The 14,791-nt window shown below is 38.0% G+C and carries 18 protein-coding genes; 9 read left to right on the forward strand and 9 right to left on the reverse strand.

All coding sequences use genetic code 11. The annotated features are described in order from the left end of the window. Nucleotides 1-81: 81 nt before the first annotated feature. The 8 genes from OB69_RS01315 to OB69_RS01350 form a co-directional block, all read right to left on the reverse strand. Nucleotides 82-447 (reverse strand): hypothetical protein, encoded by a 366-nt coding sequence (locus OB69_RS01315; RefSeq protein ID WP_053221882.1) that lies wholly within the window; start codon nucleotides 445-447, stop codon nucleotides 82-84. 233 nt (nucleotides 448-680) lie between these two features. Next, on the reverse strand, nucleotides 681-1,595 hold the full coding sequence (ctlX, locus tag OB69_RS01320; RefSeq protein ID WP_053221910.1) for a citrulline utilization hydrolase CtlX: 915 nt from the start codon (nucleotides 1,593-1,595) through the stop codon (nucleotides 681-683). A 14-nt stretch (nucleotides 1,596-1,609) separates the two neighbouring features. Next, nucleotides 1,610-2,443 carry a transporter gene (locus OB69_RS01325; protein WP_053221883.1) on the reverse strand — a complete coding sequence of 278 codons (834 nt, stop codon included), beginning with the start codon at nucleotides 2,441-2,443 and terminating at the stop codon, nucleotides 1,610-1,612. A 59-nt stretch (nucleotides 2,444-2,502) separates the two neighbouring features. Further along, nucleotides 2,503-3,117: a bifunctional phosphoribosyl-AMP cyclohydrolase/phosphoribosyl-ATP diphosphatase HisIE gene (hisIE, locus tag OB69_RS01330; RefSeq protein WP_053221884.1), complete on the reverse strand. Its 615-nt coding sequence runs from the start codon at nucleotides 3,115-3,117 to the stop codon at nucleotides 2,503-2,505. 2 nt (nucleotides 3,118-3,119) lie between these two features. Then, a complete protein-coding gene (hisF, locus tag OB69_RS01335; protein ID WP_053221885.1) occupies nucleotides 3,120-3,875 on the reverse strand; it encodes an imidazole glycerol phosphate synthase subunit HisF in 756 nt (251 codons plus the stop codon). Between the two features lie 17 nt (nucleotides 3,876-3,892). Continuing rightward, complete coding sequence (gene hisA / locus OB69_RS01340; RefSeq protein WP_053221886.1) at nucleotides 3,893-4,621, reverse strand: 1-(5-phosphoribosyl)-5-[(5-phosphoribosylamino)methylideneamino]imidazole-4-carboxamide isomerase; 729 nt, start codon at nucleotides 4,619-4,621, stop codon at nucleotides 3,893-3,895. Nucleotides 4,622-4,812: 191 nt separating this feature from the next. Beyond that, the gene (hisH, locus tag OB69_RS01345; RefSeq protein WP_053221887.1) at nucleotides 4,813-5,397 is read right to left on the reverse strand and encodes an imidazole glycerol phosphate synthase subunit HisH; all 585 of its coding nucleotides are present in this window, start codon (nucleotides 5,395-5,397) and stop codon (nucleotides 4,813-4,815) included. A 22-nt stretch (nucleotides 5,398-5,419) separates the two neighbouring features. Continuing rightward, a complete protein-coding gene (locus OB69_RS01350; RefSeq protein ID WP_053221888.1) occupies nucleotides 5,420-6,157 on the reverse strand; it encodes a phenylalanine 4-monooxygenase in 738 nt (245 codons plus the stop codon). A 534-nt stretch (nucleotides 6,158-6,691) separates the two neighbouring features. On the opposite strand from OB69_RS01350, the gene OB69_RS01355 reads away from it, so the two are divergent. After that, nucleotides 6,692-7,537, forward strand: coding sequence for a hypothetical protein (locus OB69_RS01355; protein WP_053221889.1), 846 nt, complete (start codon nucleotides 6,692-6,694; stop codon nucleotides 7,535-7,537). A 184-nt stretch (nucleotides 7,538-7,721) separates the two neighbouring features. Here the strand turns inward: OB69_RS01355 and OB69_RS01360 are convergent, their stop codons facing one another. Then, nucleotides 7,722-9,008, reverse strand: coding sequence for an aminotransferase class V-fold PLP-dependent enzyme (locus OB69_RS01360; protein WP_053221890.1), 1,287 nt, complete (start codon nucleotides 9,006-9,008; stop codon nucleotides 7,722-7,724). Between the two features lie 241 nt (nucleotides 9,009-9,249). Here OB69_RS01360 and OB69_RS01365 point away from each other — a divergent pair, with 241 nt between their 5' ends. The 8 genes from OB69_RS01365 to OB69_RS01400 all read left to right on the forward strand — a co-directional run bounded on the left by OB69_RS01365 (nucleotide 9,250) and on the right by OB69_RS01400 (nucleotide 14,568). Next, nucleotides 9,250-9,864: a Crp/Fnr family transcriptional regulator gene (locus tag OB69_RS01365; protein ID WP_245620760.1), complete on the forward strand. Its 615-nt coding sequence runs from the start codon at nucleotides 9,250-9,252 to the stop codon at nucleotides 9,862-9,864. 44 nt (nucleotides 9,865-9,908) lie between these two features. Next, nucleotides 9,909-10,523, forward strand: a complete 615-nt coding sequence (locus OB69_RS01370; protein WP_053221892.1) for a hypothetical protein — start codon at nucleotides 9,909-9,911, stop codon at nucleotides 10,521-10,523. Between the two features lie 54 nt (nucleotides 10,524-10,577). Continuing rightward, a complete protein-coding gene (locus tag OB69_RS01375) occupies nucleotides 10,578-11,693 on the forward strand; it encodes an MBL fold metallo-hydrolase (protein WP_053221893.1) in 1,116 nt (371 codons plus the stop codon). A 53-nt stretch (nucleotides 11,694-11,746) separates the two neighbouring features. Next, on the forward strand, nucleotides 11,747-12,457 hold the full coding sequence (locus tag OB69_RS01380; protein WP_053221894.1) for a CPBP family intramembrane glutamic endopeptidase: 711 nt from the start codon (nucleotides 11,747-11,749) through the stop codon (nucleotides 12,455-12,457). Nucleotides 12,458-12,591: 134 nt separating this feature from the next. Next, nucleotides 12,592-12,900 carry a DUF6122 family protein gene (locus OB69_RS01385; RefSeq protein WP_053221895.1) on the forward strand — a complete coding sequence of 103 codons (309 nt, stop codon included), beginning with the start codon at nucleotides 12,592-12,594 and terminating at the stop codon, nucleotides 12,898-12,900. Between the two features lie 55 nt (nucleotides 12,901-12,955). Beyond that, entirely contained in the window at nucleotides 12,956-13,492 is a 537-nt protein-coding gene (locus tag OB69_RS01390) for a dihydrofolate reductase family protein (RefSeq protein WP_053221896.1), read from the forward strand. 87 nt (nucleotides 13,493-13,579) lie between these two features. Continuing rightward, entirely contained in the window at nucleotides 13,580-14,161 is a 582-nt protein-coding gene (locus tag OB69_RS01395; protein ID WP_053221897.1) for a YdeI/OmpD-associated family protein, read from the forward strand. A gap of 110 nt (nucleotides 14,162-14,271) precedes the next feature. Further along, nucleotides 14,272-14,568 (forward strand): hypothetical protein, encoded by a 297-nt coding sequence (locus OB69_RS01400; protein ID WP_053221898.1) that lies wholly within the window; start codon nucleotides 14,272-14,274, stop codon nucleotides 14,566-14,568. Nucleotides 14,569-14,791: the final 223 nt, after the last annotated feature.

Raw genomic sequence — 14,791 nt, forward strand, 5'->3', positions numbered from 1 at the left:
ATTTAACCAAGATACATTTAAAAACAAAGGCCAAATGATTAACTCATTTGGCCTTTGTTTTATCTAAAATAGGTGCCTCAGTTATTGCTTAATCCATTCCAAGGCAACTTCTTCGTTTGAAAATAAGCGGATATCTTTAAAGCCATGATGGAAATTAAAATTCTCCCAAACTTTATAATCTTTTATATTCTCTGAAATCAAAAGTGCTCTTTTAAAGTTAGAATCTAAGCCTACCCCTTTCAATTCTTTTGCCATAATTTCAAGCTCCCTTCTGGTAGCAATGAGTTGGGCATCTCTAAGATCGGTAATTACTTTATAGCAGTTATATTCCTCAGCCACCTTCGCTACTTTAGAAAAATAACTACTGGCTACATCCTTAGTTAATTCACCTTCTATTTTTCCAAACACATAATCCATCTCATCTTCGTACCCCACAATCAACAACATAGCGACCCCTTTTTGAAATTAAGGGTGCAAATATACAGCATATACGTCATAAACCAATCATTAATTACTCACTATCAGATAGTTACAAATAATTCTAACGATCAGAACAAACACAAAACTATACTTAGGTAATCGGCAGTTTCACCAAATATACAATCGGCAAAATACCACTCAAATCAAATAATCAACCGTTTAAATAAACAAAAAAGTAACTGGTTTCATATAAAAATTTCTTATTCAACCTTACACATCATACAGCGAATGCTACCTCCTCCATATTTCTCAATTGTTGGAATATGCGTCCATAATAGCTTAGAATACTTCTCAATCCTTGATTTTTGGTTTTCTGATAAAGAATTATAGGCAGTTTTTGACATAACCAACACCGACTCACCTTCATTATTGATTACCTCCAACATATTACCCGCAAAAGCATACATTTGATCCATAGTAATCTCTATCACTTCATGATTAGTGCGTTCCAAGGCACTAATAACATCTTCGCGCTGAATAAAAGGAATTGCATCTAGGCAAATCACTGCATACTTCGCAGCCAAACACATCAACACATTAGTATGGTAGATGGCCTCGTCTGTTTTATTAAAAGCTTCAAAAACAACAGGTTCGAAATCCATTAATTCGCAAAACTTATCTAATACTGCTGGGTGTGTACGTGTAGAAATACAGGCGTAAGCAAGTTTATAATCGTAGTCGAGAATTACGCTGCCAGTACTTTCAAGAAACTTATTCTCCTTTTCAAATACCGATAAATCAACCACTTCTTTTATATTAATTCCTTCTTCAGAAAGCTGTGTCAACACTTCGTCTCTTCTTTCCGATCGTCTGCTTTCGGTCATCATTGGGTAGAGCAACACTCTGCCATCCTCATGAAAAGACACCCAATTATTCGGAAAAACGGCATTAGGCTTAACAGGATGATCGGTATCATCTAAAGCAATCACATCAATCCCTTCTGAGCGAAGCTTAATCACGGCCTGTTCAAACTCCTGTTTAGCCAGACTTTCAATAGAGCTAATATCTTCCGCTCCTTCTTGGTTTTGGAAAGAGTTTGAACGGGCAGTAGAAGGATCGAAGCCGAAATGTTTCGGCCTCATCATCATAATTCGTTTGGCAGCTTGTTTTGACATGCCGCAAAGAAACATTATTTCTTGAGAATCCGAGTAGAAAATCCTAATCCAAAAATAAAATCTATCTCCCCAAGATTATTCGTCAAATCAAATCCAGTGTACGCATCCAATTGAAGATTATTGTTCACCAAATAAGTTATGCCCATGTCTACATTATGTGTATTTACCCAGTCATTTCTTAGCGTACCAAACAACTCAAGAAAGGCTCCCCAATTGGGTTGAAAAGCATATGAACCTACCACTGAATACTCTAAATAAAAAGGACCATTTTTGGTAGGAACAAAGCCCCCAAGACCGTAGCCCAAAGTCAACTTCTCGCTCAAAGTGTTGGAAAAATTGAGTCGAAGATTTAACAAATCCTGCCCCATATCCTCATCAAAAACATCGGTAACATACTCTGCTAAAAACGAGGTTTGGGGAACAAATCCATCCTCGTTCAAAATATTAAATTTTGCACCTATCCAAGTTGGAGCAAATTGAACATCGCTTCTATTAATAACATCTCCGTCAAACTTTATTCGATTGAAGTAAACGTTTTGAGCCAGCCTTAACTCTACATTATCACTAAGTCCATACCTCAACTGAAGGAAATTTAAAGTGAAGTTTTCAGAAGCATAATCCTCAGGGAGGTTTACAACATTTGCAATAGAATTTGAGAAAGCAGCCCTTGAGTACCCGATCCCTGACTCAATTTGAAAAGCACCTTTTGGCACTACAAACGAAGAGTAAGTCTGTGTAGGACGATCAGTAATTAATGCTCCAACCGATCCTTCATTAGCCTCTTGTGCAAAAACTCCATTGGGCATCAGACTAAAAAACAACATGGTAAAAAATACACTCTTTCTCATTTTTCGACTCGTCTAAAAATTCATCATTAAAATTTAAAAATCAGATATTTATGAATTACCTACTTATGTCTTTCTTTAAGTATTGAGATCACATCTTTCAAAGTGTAACCCTTGGCTTCTAAGAGCACCATGTAGTGAAATAACAGATCTGCTCCTTCGTTTAAAAACAGTGATTCATCGTTGTCTTTTGCTTCAATCACCAACTCAACAGCTTCCTCTCCTACCTTCTGTGCAATCTTATTCATTCCCTTCGAAAACAGATGAGACACATACGATTCTTCTGGCGATTTTGTTTTTCGTTCTTTAATCACTTGCGTAAGCTGATCCAAAAACTCAACCCCAATTTCGTTACTTTCCTCGAAACAGGTATCATCACCTTTATGACAAGTTGGGCCTTCTGGTTTTGCCTTGATCAGTATTGTATCGCTATCACAATCGATCAAAGCCTCTTTAACAAAAATATAATTATTTGAAGTCTCTCCTTTTGTCCACAATCTGTTTTTAGAACGACTAAAGAAAGTCACTTTACCTTCTGATAGCGTTTTCTCCAAAGCTTCAGCGTTCATATAACCCAGCATTAAAACCTTGTTCGAAACTTGGTCTTGAATGATGACAGGAACCAGTCCATCCCCTTTTGAAAAGTCTACTTCGTTTATGTTTTTTAGTACTCTCATTTTTATATTCTTACTGGGATATTATAGCCCTTTAAATAATTTTTTAAATCTGGAATTGACACCTCTTTGAAGTGAAAAATACTGGCTGCCAAAGCAGCATCGGCAAGGCCGATTGTGAAGCTATCGAGGAAGTGTTCTTGGTTGCCCGCACCCCCCGAAGCAATGACAGGAATGGACACTGAGCCCGAAACTTTAGCCGTAAGTTCATTCGCGAAGCCAGCTTTGGTTCCATCATGATCCATAGAGGTGAGTAATATTTCACCAGCCCCTCGTTCTTCTACTTCTTTTGCCCAAAGCAAAGTTCTTCTTTCAGTGGCGGTACGTCCTCCGCTCACATGAACAATGTGTTCGCCTTCTACAAACCGAGAGTCGATAGCCACCACCACACATTGACTTCCAAACTCTCCGGCCAGTTCACTCACCAATTCAGGACGCATAACGGCAGAAGAGTTGATAGAAATCTTATCCGCTCCTGCATTTAGCAAAGCAGACACATCGGCAATGGAAGATATACCTCCACCCACCGTAAACGGAATATTGATTTCAGCAGCCACACGCTTTACCAATTCTATCAGGGTCTTTCGTTTCTCTACCGTAGCTGTAATATCTAGAAACACCAATTCATCGGCACCTTCGGCAGCGTATATGGCCGCAAGCTCTACTGGATCTCCAGCATCGCGTAAATCAACAAAGTTGACTCCCTTTACGGTGCGCCCATTTTTAATGTCTAGACAGGGTATAATTCGTTTTGTTAGCACTTCTTAGTATTTAGTTCTTAGTTTATGGTTTGTTCAAAAGAGGCCAGTTCTTCTAAACTAATCCTCCCTTCATAATAGGCTTTACCCACTATGGTTCCGAACATGCCTGCTTGTTCCAATTTCTTAAGGTCATCCAGTTCAGCTACTCCTCCGCTCGCTATCAGCTTTAGCTTTGGGTAGCGCTTCAGAATATCATCATATAAATCAAATGAAGGCCCTTGTAACAGTCCATCTTTACTTACATCCGTACAGATCACGTATTCTATTCCTGCGCTTACATAATCTTCCAGAAAGTCGAAAATATTCATCCCCGAACCTTCTTGCCAACCGTTGATGCGCACTTCGTTGTGATGCACATCGGCACCGAGAATGATTTTGCTTGTACCGTACTTCTTAAGCCAACTTAGCACCAGCGGTTTGTTGTTCACTGCAATACTTCCGGCTGTAATTTGTGCTGCTCCGGCTGCAAAAGCCATATCAATCGCTTCATCGGATTTTACACCACCGCCAAAATCTACATGCAAACTGGTGTTTGACGCAATTCTCTTAAGAGTAGGCTCATTTACGATCTTGCTGGCTTTGGCGCCATCCAAATCCACTACGTGAAGTCGTTTGATGCCTGCGGCTTCAAATTTTTGAGCTACAATAAGCGGATCTGAAGCGTATTCGGTCTTTTGAGCGTAATCACCCTGCGTGAGCCGAACGCATTTTCCATCTATAATATCTATGGCTGGTATAATGTGCATTGTTTCTGGTATATGGTAGTTAGTATTGGGTCAATAGTCAATAGTCAATAGTCAATAGTCAATAGTCAATAGTCAATAGTCAATAGTCAATAGTCAATTAGGAAAAACTTAAATCCAGAGATAGGGTTATCTTTTTTTACTGATTACCTGTTCCCTGATTTTCTGCCCCACTGTTTCCCTGATCAACCGATTCACTGAATATTGAGGAAATTCTGAAGGATGCGTTCTCCTACTTTTCCACTTTTTTCAGGGTGGGCCTGTAATGCATAAAAGTTATCCTTATTTAAACCCGCACTGAACGTATTCACGTAATCAGTGGTAGCAATGGTATACGGACTTGTTTCTGCATAATAGCTATGTACATAATACACATAACTATCAGTTTCTATTCCTTTAAACAAAGGTCCAGTAGTATGCTCTAGGTTATTCCAACCCATCTGAGGCACTTTTAAAGTCGGTTCAAACTTTTTTACCTGCACATCGAAAATACCAAGACAATCGGTATTGTTTTCTTCGGAATGAGCACACATAAGCTGCAAACCCAAGCAAACGCCAAAAACGGGCTGCCTTAGGTCTTTAATCACTTCGTCCAGCTTTCTTTCCTTCAGAAACCTCATGGCAGTACTGGCTTCGCCCACGCCTGGAAAAATGACGCGGTCTGCAGAGCGAATCACTTCCGGATTGGCACTGAGCACAGGAGAAACGCCCAAACGCTCTAAAGCATAAGTAACCGACTGCACATTGCCCGCATTATAATCTACAATAACTACACTCATATTTTTGAATGAAAAAAGCGGTTTAAACCACCGCTTCTTTTCCTTGTTTTAATTTCGCTTCAATTTTAGATTTAATCTCTGGTAGAGAATTGTACAATTGCTCATACGACTCAATAATAAAGTAATTCTCTTGCATTTTATCCTTTCTGTAAGGTGTTTCTAAGATTTTATCTACGTCATACTCAAAGTGGTTGGGCTCATCGCTCAACGAGTATTTAGTTTCACCCGCAGACGATAATATTCCTGCTCCGTATATTTTCACTTCACCCTCTTCTCTGATCAAGCCAAACTCAATGGTATACCAGTAAATTCTTGACAATAAATGAATTGCCCATTCATCTTCGATCCATTCGTGACCAAACTGACTAATAGCCTGGAGGAAGTCTACAAAAGCCTGATTCGTAAGTAATGGAATGTGTGCAAATACATCGTGAAACATATCTGGCTCTTCCAGGTAATCCAACTGACTCATTTTTCGCACCCAAGTAGTGGCAGGGAATTTCTTGTTGGCCATAAGCTCAAAGAAAAGACCATCTTCTACAATTCCGGGCACTGCGTAAATCTCCCAACCTGTTAAACCACGAAGTATCTCATTGGTTTTTTCAAAGTTTGGAATTCCTTCATTGGTGAAGTTCACCAACTTTAAACCCTTGGTAAATTCGGTAGTTGCGGCTTTAGGCAAACTAGGAAACTGTCGGTCGAAGAGGATACCCCATACTTTCTGGTCTTCGGCTGTGTAATTCTCATAAATCTGTTTCATTCTTTCCTTGTTAAAGACTCCGCTGGAATGGGCTAAAAAACAAAAAACCCGATTCTTGCGGAATCGGGTCTTATATGTTTGATTAATTGTTTCTATACAATTTACATAGCGCTGCCGTTCCGATCGTTCGGGTAGTAATAGTAATAATGATGTGCGCTGCTATGTAACATTGCCCCAAAGGTAAAATGCATTTTCGAAATGGCAACTCTTTTTTTTGAAAAAGAATTGGGTAGGGCGAAAATCTGTTTAGGGGTTTTTGTTTAAAGTCTAATGAAGCTTACTGTCGCAGGTTCTCTGACTTATCTACAATTAGGTAGAACCTGTGACGCTCTATGAACCAAAGGACTCTGTCCGTGAATGCAATAATCCATAAGATTTCTTAACTAAAACCCAATCAAATTTCTAAATTCAAGTCATGATTGGAAACAGTAATGAATTATTAAAAATAATCTTATTTCACTACGTATAATAACTTATTGAAAATTGGCTCTTTACAGTAGAAAATCACAAATTGGCGATATTAACAAAGACAATATGGAAAAGGCCTGTCTTATATTAGACGATATGTACTTTGATTTTTATAATACTCTAAGATCTTCCTTATTAGTCTTTGATAAAATAATAACCACTCCTAGTATCCAACATAGACTTACAACGCAAGTATGGATAGTTGGGAAAGACAGGAAGCCTCAAGTCCCAAATGACCATCCATATTTAAGTAAGAAATTTAGCGAATTAATTAGCCAAAATCTCATTGTAAGTTTAGATACTATTCAAATATCAAAAAACTGGTTAAGCAAACTAAACATCAACATACCCCAAGACAATAGAAGGCTATTTGAAGATTACGAGAATGACCCGAGATTAACTAGACTTCTACTATCAGAAAGATTTGACATATCAGTTATAAATAATTCATTAGAGCCAATTCAAAACAGCAATTGGAGAAAGTCTTATTTATTGGGTGTCACAATGAATAAGTTACCTAAGCTACAATATGACTTTGACCTGAACAGACTCTTAGATTTCAAGAATGACCCCGATACGAAATTGAAACTTTTTGCATTGCGAAATTGGATTAATGATATATCTAAAAGTGAATGTTCGAAATCAGAATTATCAGATAAGTTCGAATATCTGTGGTATCAATACATGAATCATATTGATAATTATAAGTTAAAGTACAGCCTTGATGGAGGAGAGTTCTTAACTACAATATCTGAAGAGATATTAAATAACTTAGGTCAACTAAAATTAGGGTCAACAATTAAAACTCTCTTAAATTTCAGGAAGAGGCAAACACTTCTTCATCAAGAGGAGTTAGAAACTCCGGGTAAAGAAATCGCCTATATTTTCAAGGCAAATCAGACTTTCAAATAAAAGACTAAAACATAGAACCACAACTCCCCAAAATTCACTTTTAGACCTTTCGTGCCTCAAGGAAAGAAAAAAGACAGTTTCGAAGCTGAGTGACGTAGCACTAAACCATTGGTCTGACCAATTTACCTTGGCGGTAGTAACTTGTGGCTTTGCGATACTCAGCGTCCTTCGCGGTTAAACCCTGTTACACTTTACTCAATTTCTGAATACCTTCCAGTAGTCGATCTACATCAGAAGTTGAGCTATATAAATTTGGGGTTACGCGGATGGCTTTTTCATTCTCTGGTAAATTCCTTTTAACGGTAAATACGCCAAAGTCATCATAGAGCCTTTTGATTACTTCATCGGCATCTAGGTTACGAAGTTTGAAGGTAGCAATGGCGCAACTTCTTTTTGCTTCCGTGGGCGTAAGCAATTCAGCATTAGCAATCCCTCCTATTTCCTTTGTCCAGTAGTTTTGTAGGTAACGAAGTCGTGCTTCTTTCACAGGGATGGTCACCATATTATTAAATTCTGCGGCTTTGGGCACCGTAAGCAAAGTAGGGAATGACAGCGTTCCGAAATGGCCTAATTTGTTAATGTTGTCCTCACGTTGGCCTACATCACCAAACATTGGGCTGAGATCTTTGATTCTGTTTTTCTTCACATACATGAGCCCCATACCTATGGGTGCACTGAACCACTTATGCAGGTTGACGCCCACAAAATCACAGCCTAAATCTGGAATTTTAAAATCGAGGTGAGCGAAACTGTGTGCAGCATCTACAATTACCTCTACACCCTTAGGCTTAGCCATATCGGCAATGGCCTTTACTGGCATAATCTGTCCTGTTAAATGAATCAGGTGTGTCACCAAAATACAGCGTGTTTTGTTAGTCATGGCTGCTTGGTATAAGCTTACAATTTGTGCGTCACTTTCCGGAATCATCGGCAGCTCGATTCGCTTGATTGTAATGCCCTTTGTCTTTTCAAGCATTTCAAAGGCCTCAATCATGCTTGGGTAGTCTTGTTCGCTAAAAATCACTTCATCACCTGGTTGAAAGTCGATGCCTTGAATCAGAATATTCAGCGCTTCCGTGGCATTTCTGGTAATCAGCAATTCTTCACGCTCTGCTCCCGAAAACTTAGCCAGCGTGTGCATTACAGCAGACATGTCCTGATTAAAGTTTTTACGTGCATAGCCAGAACTTTCCCTATTCACCTTTTTAATGGATTCCACATAAGCGTCTACCACCAGTTTTGGCTGTACCCCAAAATAACCATTCTCAAGATTGATCCACTTGTCGCTTACATCATAGTGCGTTTTCTTAAAGGCTTCCCAAAATGCTTCATCTTGAGTTTTGGTTAGGTCGAACTCTCCCTTCCATTCTGCAATACTCTCTTTAGGCAAATACTCATCTAAGGAACGACCAATGAAGGGTAAGGAAATTGCGCCAACTGCGAGTTTTTGAAGTAAGGATCTTCTTTTCATCTCAAAAAATTTGATGGTGATATGGGTTCTAAGTTAGCAACTTATGTCGTTGCCAAATTTAAAATCAAAAAATCGTTTAATCCCCTAATGTGAGAGGCTAACCTTTAATAAAAATACAGAAGTAGAATTGTAACAAATCATATTTGATACCTTCTTAAGTCTAAACGAATTAAAAACAAATGCTAGTTTTAGAAATCAATCTGTAATCCGTAAATGGGTTGGGTTGAATTTTATTTTATAAATGGGCTGCACAAGCGCTGTGAGCCAGTACTCTATGAATAAAGCAGAAGTCATTAACCATATAAGTGATTCATATTCTCCTTTAACACCAACATGTAAAGGTGATTTACTAAATAAATCAAGGTTCGTAACACCTACTAAGAACACGATTCTGGTCAAGGAAAAACAGTACTCGGACAAATCGTTCTACATTGTAAAAGGCTGTGCAAGAGCTTATTATTTAAATGACGGTAAGGACATTTCAGACTGGTTTGCTTTCGAAGGTGACTTTATCAGCTCTATTCAAAGCTTTTTTCTAGGCGTTCCAAGCCCGCATTATATAGAAGTACTAGAAGACTCCATTCTACTTGAAATATCAAGAGAAAGTGCGGACGAGTTAAGCAACAAACACCACGATTTTGAAAGACTAACTAAAAATGTAGCCATTAAAACAATGCTACAACAGCAAGAAAGAATCGTTGCAATCCAATTTCAATCTGCAGAACAGAGGTATCAAAACATCATATCACTTCGCAGCGACATTACCCAAAGAGTACCTTTGACACATATTGCCTCCTATATCGGGATCACTCTCGAGACTTTAAGCAGAATCCGTAAATCACAAAGTCGAATTTGATATAGATCAAATGCTGCATCGGTATTTAGCCTGACATTTGAAAAATGACAAGGCGAATACATTTTACATCAGGATTAACAATTACAATCTTCATTGTTTTCCACCTCCTCAATCATACTTACAGCCTCTTTGGAGTAGAAGAACACATAGAGCTTATGGAGAAATTCCGTGTGGTATATAGAAATGCTTTTGCTGAAACCATTTTATTACTCTCCGTACTTGTACAAATCATTACTGGTTTTAAACTGTTTTTAAAAAAGAGAAAAGTTACCAATAGCTTTTGGGGGAAACTGCAATTATGGAGCGGCCTGTACTTGGCTATTTTCTTTATATTTCACCTTGCTGCTGTGTTCTTGGGAAGGCTAGCTTTAGAACTCGACACGAACATCTATTTTGGAGTTGCAGGCTTAAATACCTTTCCGTTTAACCTATTCTTTGTACCCTATTACGGACTGGCTATCATTTCCTTTTTTGGTCACATTGCTGCAATTCATGCTCAAAAATTCAAGAATGCCATTTTGGGAATAAAGCCGCTCCAGCAATCATCTGTAATTCTGGCTTTTGGAGTATTGTTGTCATTAACCATACTTTATGGATTAACAAATGGATTTAACGGAATTGAAATACCAAGCGAATACGATATTATGATTGGAAAATAAAAGGAGTTCAGGCCCCATTCCTAACCTTCCAACTAACTATAAAATAAAGAAAACATGAAGTACCTTATATTTTTAACCATACTATTCAACAGTGCTTGCAATCAACCAACAGGAACAGAAAACGTTTTGTTGGTGGGTTTTACTCAAGAAAAAATAACCGACAATCTTTATGTTTTAAAGTCGGTCAATTACAACACAAATACTGGGGTATTTATAGGTGAAAATGGATTGCTTTTGGTAGACCCAATGTCTGGTGTAAATAACCATCAAAATTTACTGGAAGCAATACAGCAACTTTCCGAAAAGCCAATCAAATATGTTCTAAACACACATAGCCACCCAGACCATAGTGGAGCAAACGCCTTTTTTGCTGAATTAGGGGCTACCATAGTTTCGCATGAGAATGCCCAATATTCACAAGCGAAACACGACCTCACTTTCAAAGACTCTTTCTCCTTAGAAATGGGAAATGAAACAGTCGAGTTACTTCACATTGCTGCTCATACTTTTGACGATGCGCTGATCTACTTCAAAAACAGCAACACCATATTTATGGGCGACACTTACATGACCAACTCATTTCCACATTTTTATTACGGTGGTGGCGGAAAAGGTCATATTGAGATTTTAGATAAAGCATTATCAATTGGTGACACAAAAACAACAATAGTTTCGGCCCATGGTGAACTGATTTCTAGTAAAAGCGACCTAAAAGCGTATAAACAAAATTCACAAAAATGGATCGATAGAATTGCTCAACTCCATGAAACAGGGAAAAGCCCTGAAGAGATTGCGAACGACCAACAGATTAAGCAGTTGAGCATTGTTTTCAACGATAGGAAAAATATTTCTAGCGAATCGATACTTCGTACCATCAACAAAACCATTTCAGCTGATTTGGCCTCTAATTTTTCCATTTCGGAAAACAATCTAAAGCAATACGAAGGTTTTTATCAATACGAAAATGGGCAGGTTGATGAAATAATTTTGGAACAAGGTAAGCTGATTTTAAGAAGTGAGGGAGCCTACATTTTCGAGATCACTCCTATTTCAGAAACCCAGTTTCACCTAAAAGGTCAGTTTCCAAACAAACACCTTACTTTCAATGCTGCCAAAAACAGTTTTGTCTATTTCAATGGAACAGAACGCCTAACAGCAACGAAAAAATAATTCGCCAAAAACCATTTTATCCTTCCTGAACTATTGTAGAAAACCAAAAATTAATGACCCAAGAACCTAGAAGTGCCTTCAACGTCAAAATATTATTAGAAATCATCACTGTGTTAATCGTCATGGTTGGAATCAAGTCCATTGCCGACTATTTCGGAATCAACGGAGCTGGTTCAATTGGTATTTGGTGTGGAATCATTGTCGCCACAATTTTTATGAAGCGCCCTAAAGAAAAATGGCGAAAATATGGGCTAACTCTACCAAAAGGTAAAAGAGAATGGGCAATCAATATAGGTTTGGCCTTATTGGCCGTAATAAGTGTATTTCTAGTTATGGGCCTTATTCTTGACCCTATCCTTTCCCATTATGGGCTAGAAAAACCGACTGATGTAGCCGACAGGTTTCAATTTTTTCTTGGCAAACCAGTTTATTTCATTTTATACCTTGTAACCGTGGTTTGGATTGGAGCCGCCCTTGGAGAAGAGTTACTGATGCGTGGTTTTTTACTCAATCGCTTGTCCGATTTTCTTGGCAAAAGCAAGATTGGCTGGGTAGTTTCGCTAATTGTTCAATCCATATTTTTCGGAATGCTCCATAGCTATCAAGGCTTAGTCGGAATAATTACAACAGCCTTTATAGCACTGATTTTTGGAGCAATGTATTTAATATCAAAAAAGAGACTTATACCCGTAATACTAGCGCATATGATTATCAACACCATTAGCCTAACCGCATTCTACCTTACAGGTGGGGTTGTAAATTAAGGCTAACAAACCGAATAGTTATAAAACAGAGGTTCGATTTTTCATTTTTTATACCTCAATGATTTTAGTGATTATTGCAACACGGTATTTTTGAAGATACTCAACATCATTTGTATTCTTAACCCATTGCCTTTATGCAATCATTAATTCACTACTTTTTGCACTTCGGTTTTCCTTTGGTGATTGCTCTGGTATTTTTTAAAAATGACTGGAAGAAAACTTACTTGATTTTACTGGCAACTATGCTTGTAGATTTAGATCACTTATTCGCCAACCCAATTTTCGACCCTGGCCGATGCAGCATCAATTTTCATTTTCTGCATACCTATTATGCCATGGGCTTTTACGTTGTCCTTCTATTTTTCAAAAAGCCCTTTAGAATTATTGGCATTGGTTTACTCTTTCATATGCTTACTGATTATATTGATTGCTTGATGATGTAACCAAGAACTCGAGGTTATCGACTTTAACTTACAGAAATATTAAAACTCAAGACAAATGCGGAAAATATCGCTCTTCATCGCCACAAGCTTAGACGGCTACATTGCAAAACCCAATGACGACCTTAGTTTCTTAAAGCTAGTAGAAAAAGAGGGGGAAGACTATGGCTATGAGCAATTTACAGACACCATCGACACGCTGATTATTGGCAGAAAAACCTATGATTATGTAATAAAAGAAATCGGTTCATCTCATTACGACAATGGACAAAGAGATGTTTATGTCATTACAAGAACTCAAAGACCAAGTGTTGGAAGAACAACCTTTTACATAGGAAGCTTGACAAATTTGGTTAAACAACTAAAATCTGAAAACGGTAAAAATATTTATTGTGATGGAGGTGCAGAAGTAATCAACGAACTTCTAAAAAATGACTTGATTGATGAGTTTATTATTTCAATCATTCCAGTTTTGTTAGGAAATGGAACAAGGTTATTTAAAGATGGGCGCCCCGAACAACTGCTTGAATTTGTAACTGCTAAAACATTTGAAACGGGGTTAATTCAGTTGCATTACAAACGAAAAAAACCATAATGAACTACTGACATAGGGTTGTCACTTGTTGGGTTTAGGTTTGCTCCAATGAACAGTTAACCCATATAAGGCAATAGACAATTTTAAATGAGTAATAAAAAAACAGAAACCTTTTGCCCTAAAAGCCGAGCAGAATGGCGCGAATGGTTGGCGAAAAACCATGCGTCTGAACAGTCTGTTTGGCTGGTTTATTTTAGGACATCCACAAAAATTGATTCTCTTACTTGGAGCGAAGCTGTGGATGAAGCCCTTTGCTTTGGGTGGATAGACAGCACCAAAAAAACCATTGACGAAGAAAGGTACATGCAGTATTTCAGCAAAAGAAAGCCGAATAGCATGTGGTCTAGAGTAAACAAAGAAAAGGTGGACCAACTCATTCAAAACAACCAAATGACCCAAGCTGGTTTGGCCAGTATAGCAACCGCAAAACAGAATGGTTCTTGGACATTCTTAGATGAAATTGAAGCCCTTGTTATTCCAGAAGATTTAGCAGTAGAATTAGCCAAACATAAAGGCGCCACAGACTACTTTGATGACCTAAGTAAGTCCGCTAAAAAGATTTTGCTGCACTGGGTAATTTCTGCGAAAAGACCAGAAACCAGACAAAAGAGAGTTTCAGAAATCGCAGCAAATGCAAGTGAAAACTTAAAGCCAAAACAGTTTAGGTAAGAAACCTCATCGCTAATATTATTGGTATGTTGTAAGGAAGTTTTGATAAATTAGATGGGTAATCTACGATACAAATTTGTCACATATATAACGCTAGCATTCATTAAAGAATGGAAAACATATACACATACATAATGGAATTCCGTGGAGGCACATACACAACCCAAGTGAAATCCAATAATCTTGAAGCCTCAATAAAGGACTGGACTGACAGAATTCATGAGGAGCAAAAACAAATAGGCCAACTTGGATTAAAAACAATTAAGGAAATTAAAGAGCAATTACTTAGAAAAGATTCTGACGAAAAACCAGTAATTTTAAACGGATTAGTGAATGTTTGGTATTTCACAGTTAGTACCAAAAAGGGATTTGGGACTGTACACATTATTAAAACTGAAAAAGAATAAAAAGACACTCCTATAAAAGCTAAAATGCGTACACAGCTAACCTAACCATTGCATAGTGTTTTATCCACCACTGTCGCAGCTTCACCGAACCTGTGACAATTTATTAATCAAGGACTCTGTCCACTTTCTTTAGCACCTCCTCTCCCAAACAACATACTCTCGCGGTTTCGTTTTTCAAACTCAACCTCAGAGTGACGGTTATAATTGAGCTTGTTCGGAGCGT

Source organism: Roseivirga seohaensis subsp. aquiponti (assembly GCF_001267955.1).
Classification (GTDB): Bacteria; Bacteroidota; Bacteroidia; order Cytophagales; family Cyclobacteriaceae; genus Roseivirga; species Roseivirga seohaensis.

Excerpts from the sequence above, each read along its gene's own strand:
- hisH (WP_053221887.1), bottom strand. The coding sequence starts at position 5,397 with ATGAGTGTAGTTATTGTAGATTATAATGCGGGCAATGTGCAGTCGGTT.
- OB69_RS01365 (WP_245620760.1), top strand. The coding sequence starts at position 9,250 with ATGGGCTGCACAAGCGCTGTGAGCCAGTACTCTATGAATAAAGCAGAA.
- OB69_RS01395 (WP_053221897.1), top strand. The coding sequence starts at position 13,580 with ATGAGTAATAAAAAAACAGAAACCTTTTGCCCTAAAAGCCGAGCAGAA.
- OB69_RS01400 (WP_053221898.1), top strand. The coding sequence starts at position 14,272 with ATGGAAAACATATACACATACATAATGGAATTCCGTGGAGGCACATAC.
- OB69_RS01325 (WP_053221883.1), bottom strand. The coding sequence starts at position 2,443 with ATGAGAAAGAGTGTATTTTTTACCATGTTGTTTTTTAGTCTGATGCCC.
- OB69_RS01380 (WP_053221894.1), top strand. The coding sequence starts at position 11,747 with ATGACCCAAGAACCTAGAAGTGCCTTCAACGTCAAAATATTATTAGAA.
- OB69_RS01385 (WP_053221895.1), top strand. The coding sequence starts at position 12,592 with ATGCAATCATTAATTCACTACTTTTTGCACTTCGGTTTTCCTTTGGTG.
- OB69_RS01360 (WP_053221890.1), bottom strand. The coding sequence starts at position 9,008 with ATGAAAAGAAGATCCTTACTTCAAAAACTCGCAGTTGGCGCAATTTCC.
- ctlX (WP_053221910.1), bottom strand. The coding sequence starts at position 1,595 with ATGTCAAAACAAGCTGCCAAACGAATTATGATGATGAGGCCGAAACAT.
- OB69_RS01315 (WP_053221882.1), bottom strand. The coding sequence starts at position 447 with ATGTTGTTGATTGTGGGGTACGAAGATGAGATGGATTATGTGTTTGGA.
- hisA (WP_053221886.1), bottom strand. The coding sequence starts at position 4,621 with ATGCACATTATACCAGCCATAGATATTATAGATGGAAAATGCGTTCGG.
- OB69_RS01355 (WP_053221889.1), top strand. The coding sequence starts at position 6,692 with ATGGAAAAGGCCTGTCTTATATTAGACGATATGTACTTTGATTTTTAT.
- OB69_RS01390 (WP_053221896.1), top strand. The coding sequence starts at position 12,956 with ATGCGGAAAATATCGCTCTTCATCGCCACAAGCTTAGACGGCTACATT.
- hisIE (WP_053221884.1), bottom strand. The coding sequence starts at position 3,117 with ATGAGAGTACTAAAAAACATAAACGAAGTAGACTTTTCAAAAGGGGAT.
- OB69_RS01350 (WP_053221888.1), bottom strand. The coding sequence starts at position 6,157 with ATGAAACAGATTTATGAGAATTACACAGCCGAAGACCAGAAAGTATGG.
- OB69_RS01370 (WP_053221892.1), top strand. The coding sequence starts at position 9,909 with ATGACAAGGCGAATACATTTTACATCAGGATTAACAATTACAATCTTC.
- OB69_RS01375 (WP_053221893.1), top strand. The coding sequence starts at position 10,578 with ATGAAGTACCTTATATTTTTAACCATACTATTCAACAGTGCTTGCAAT.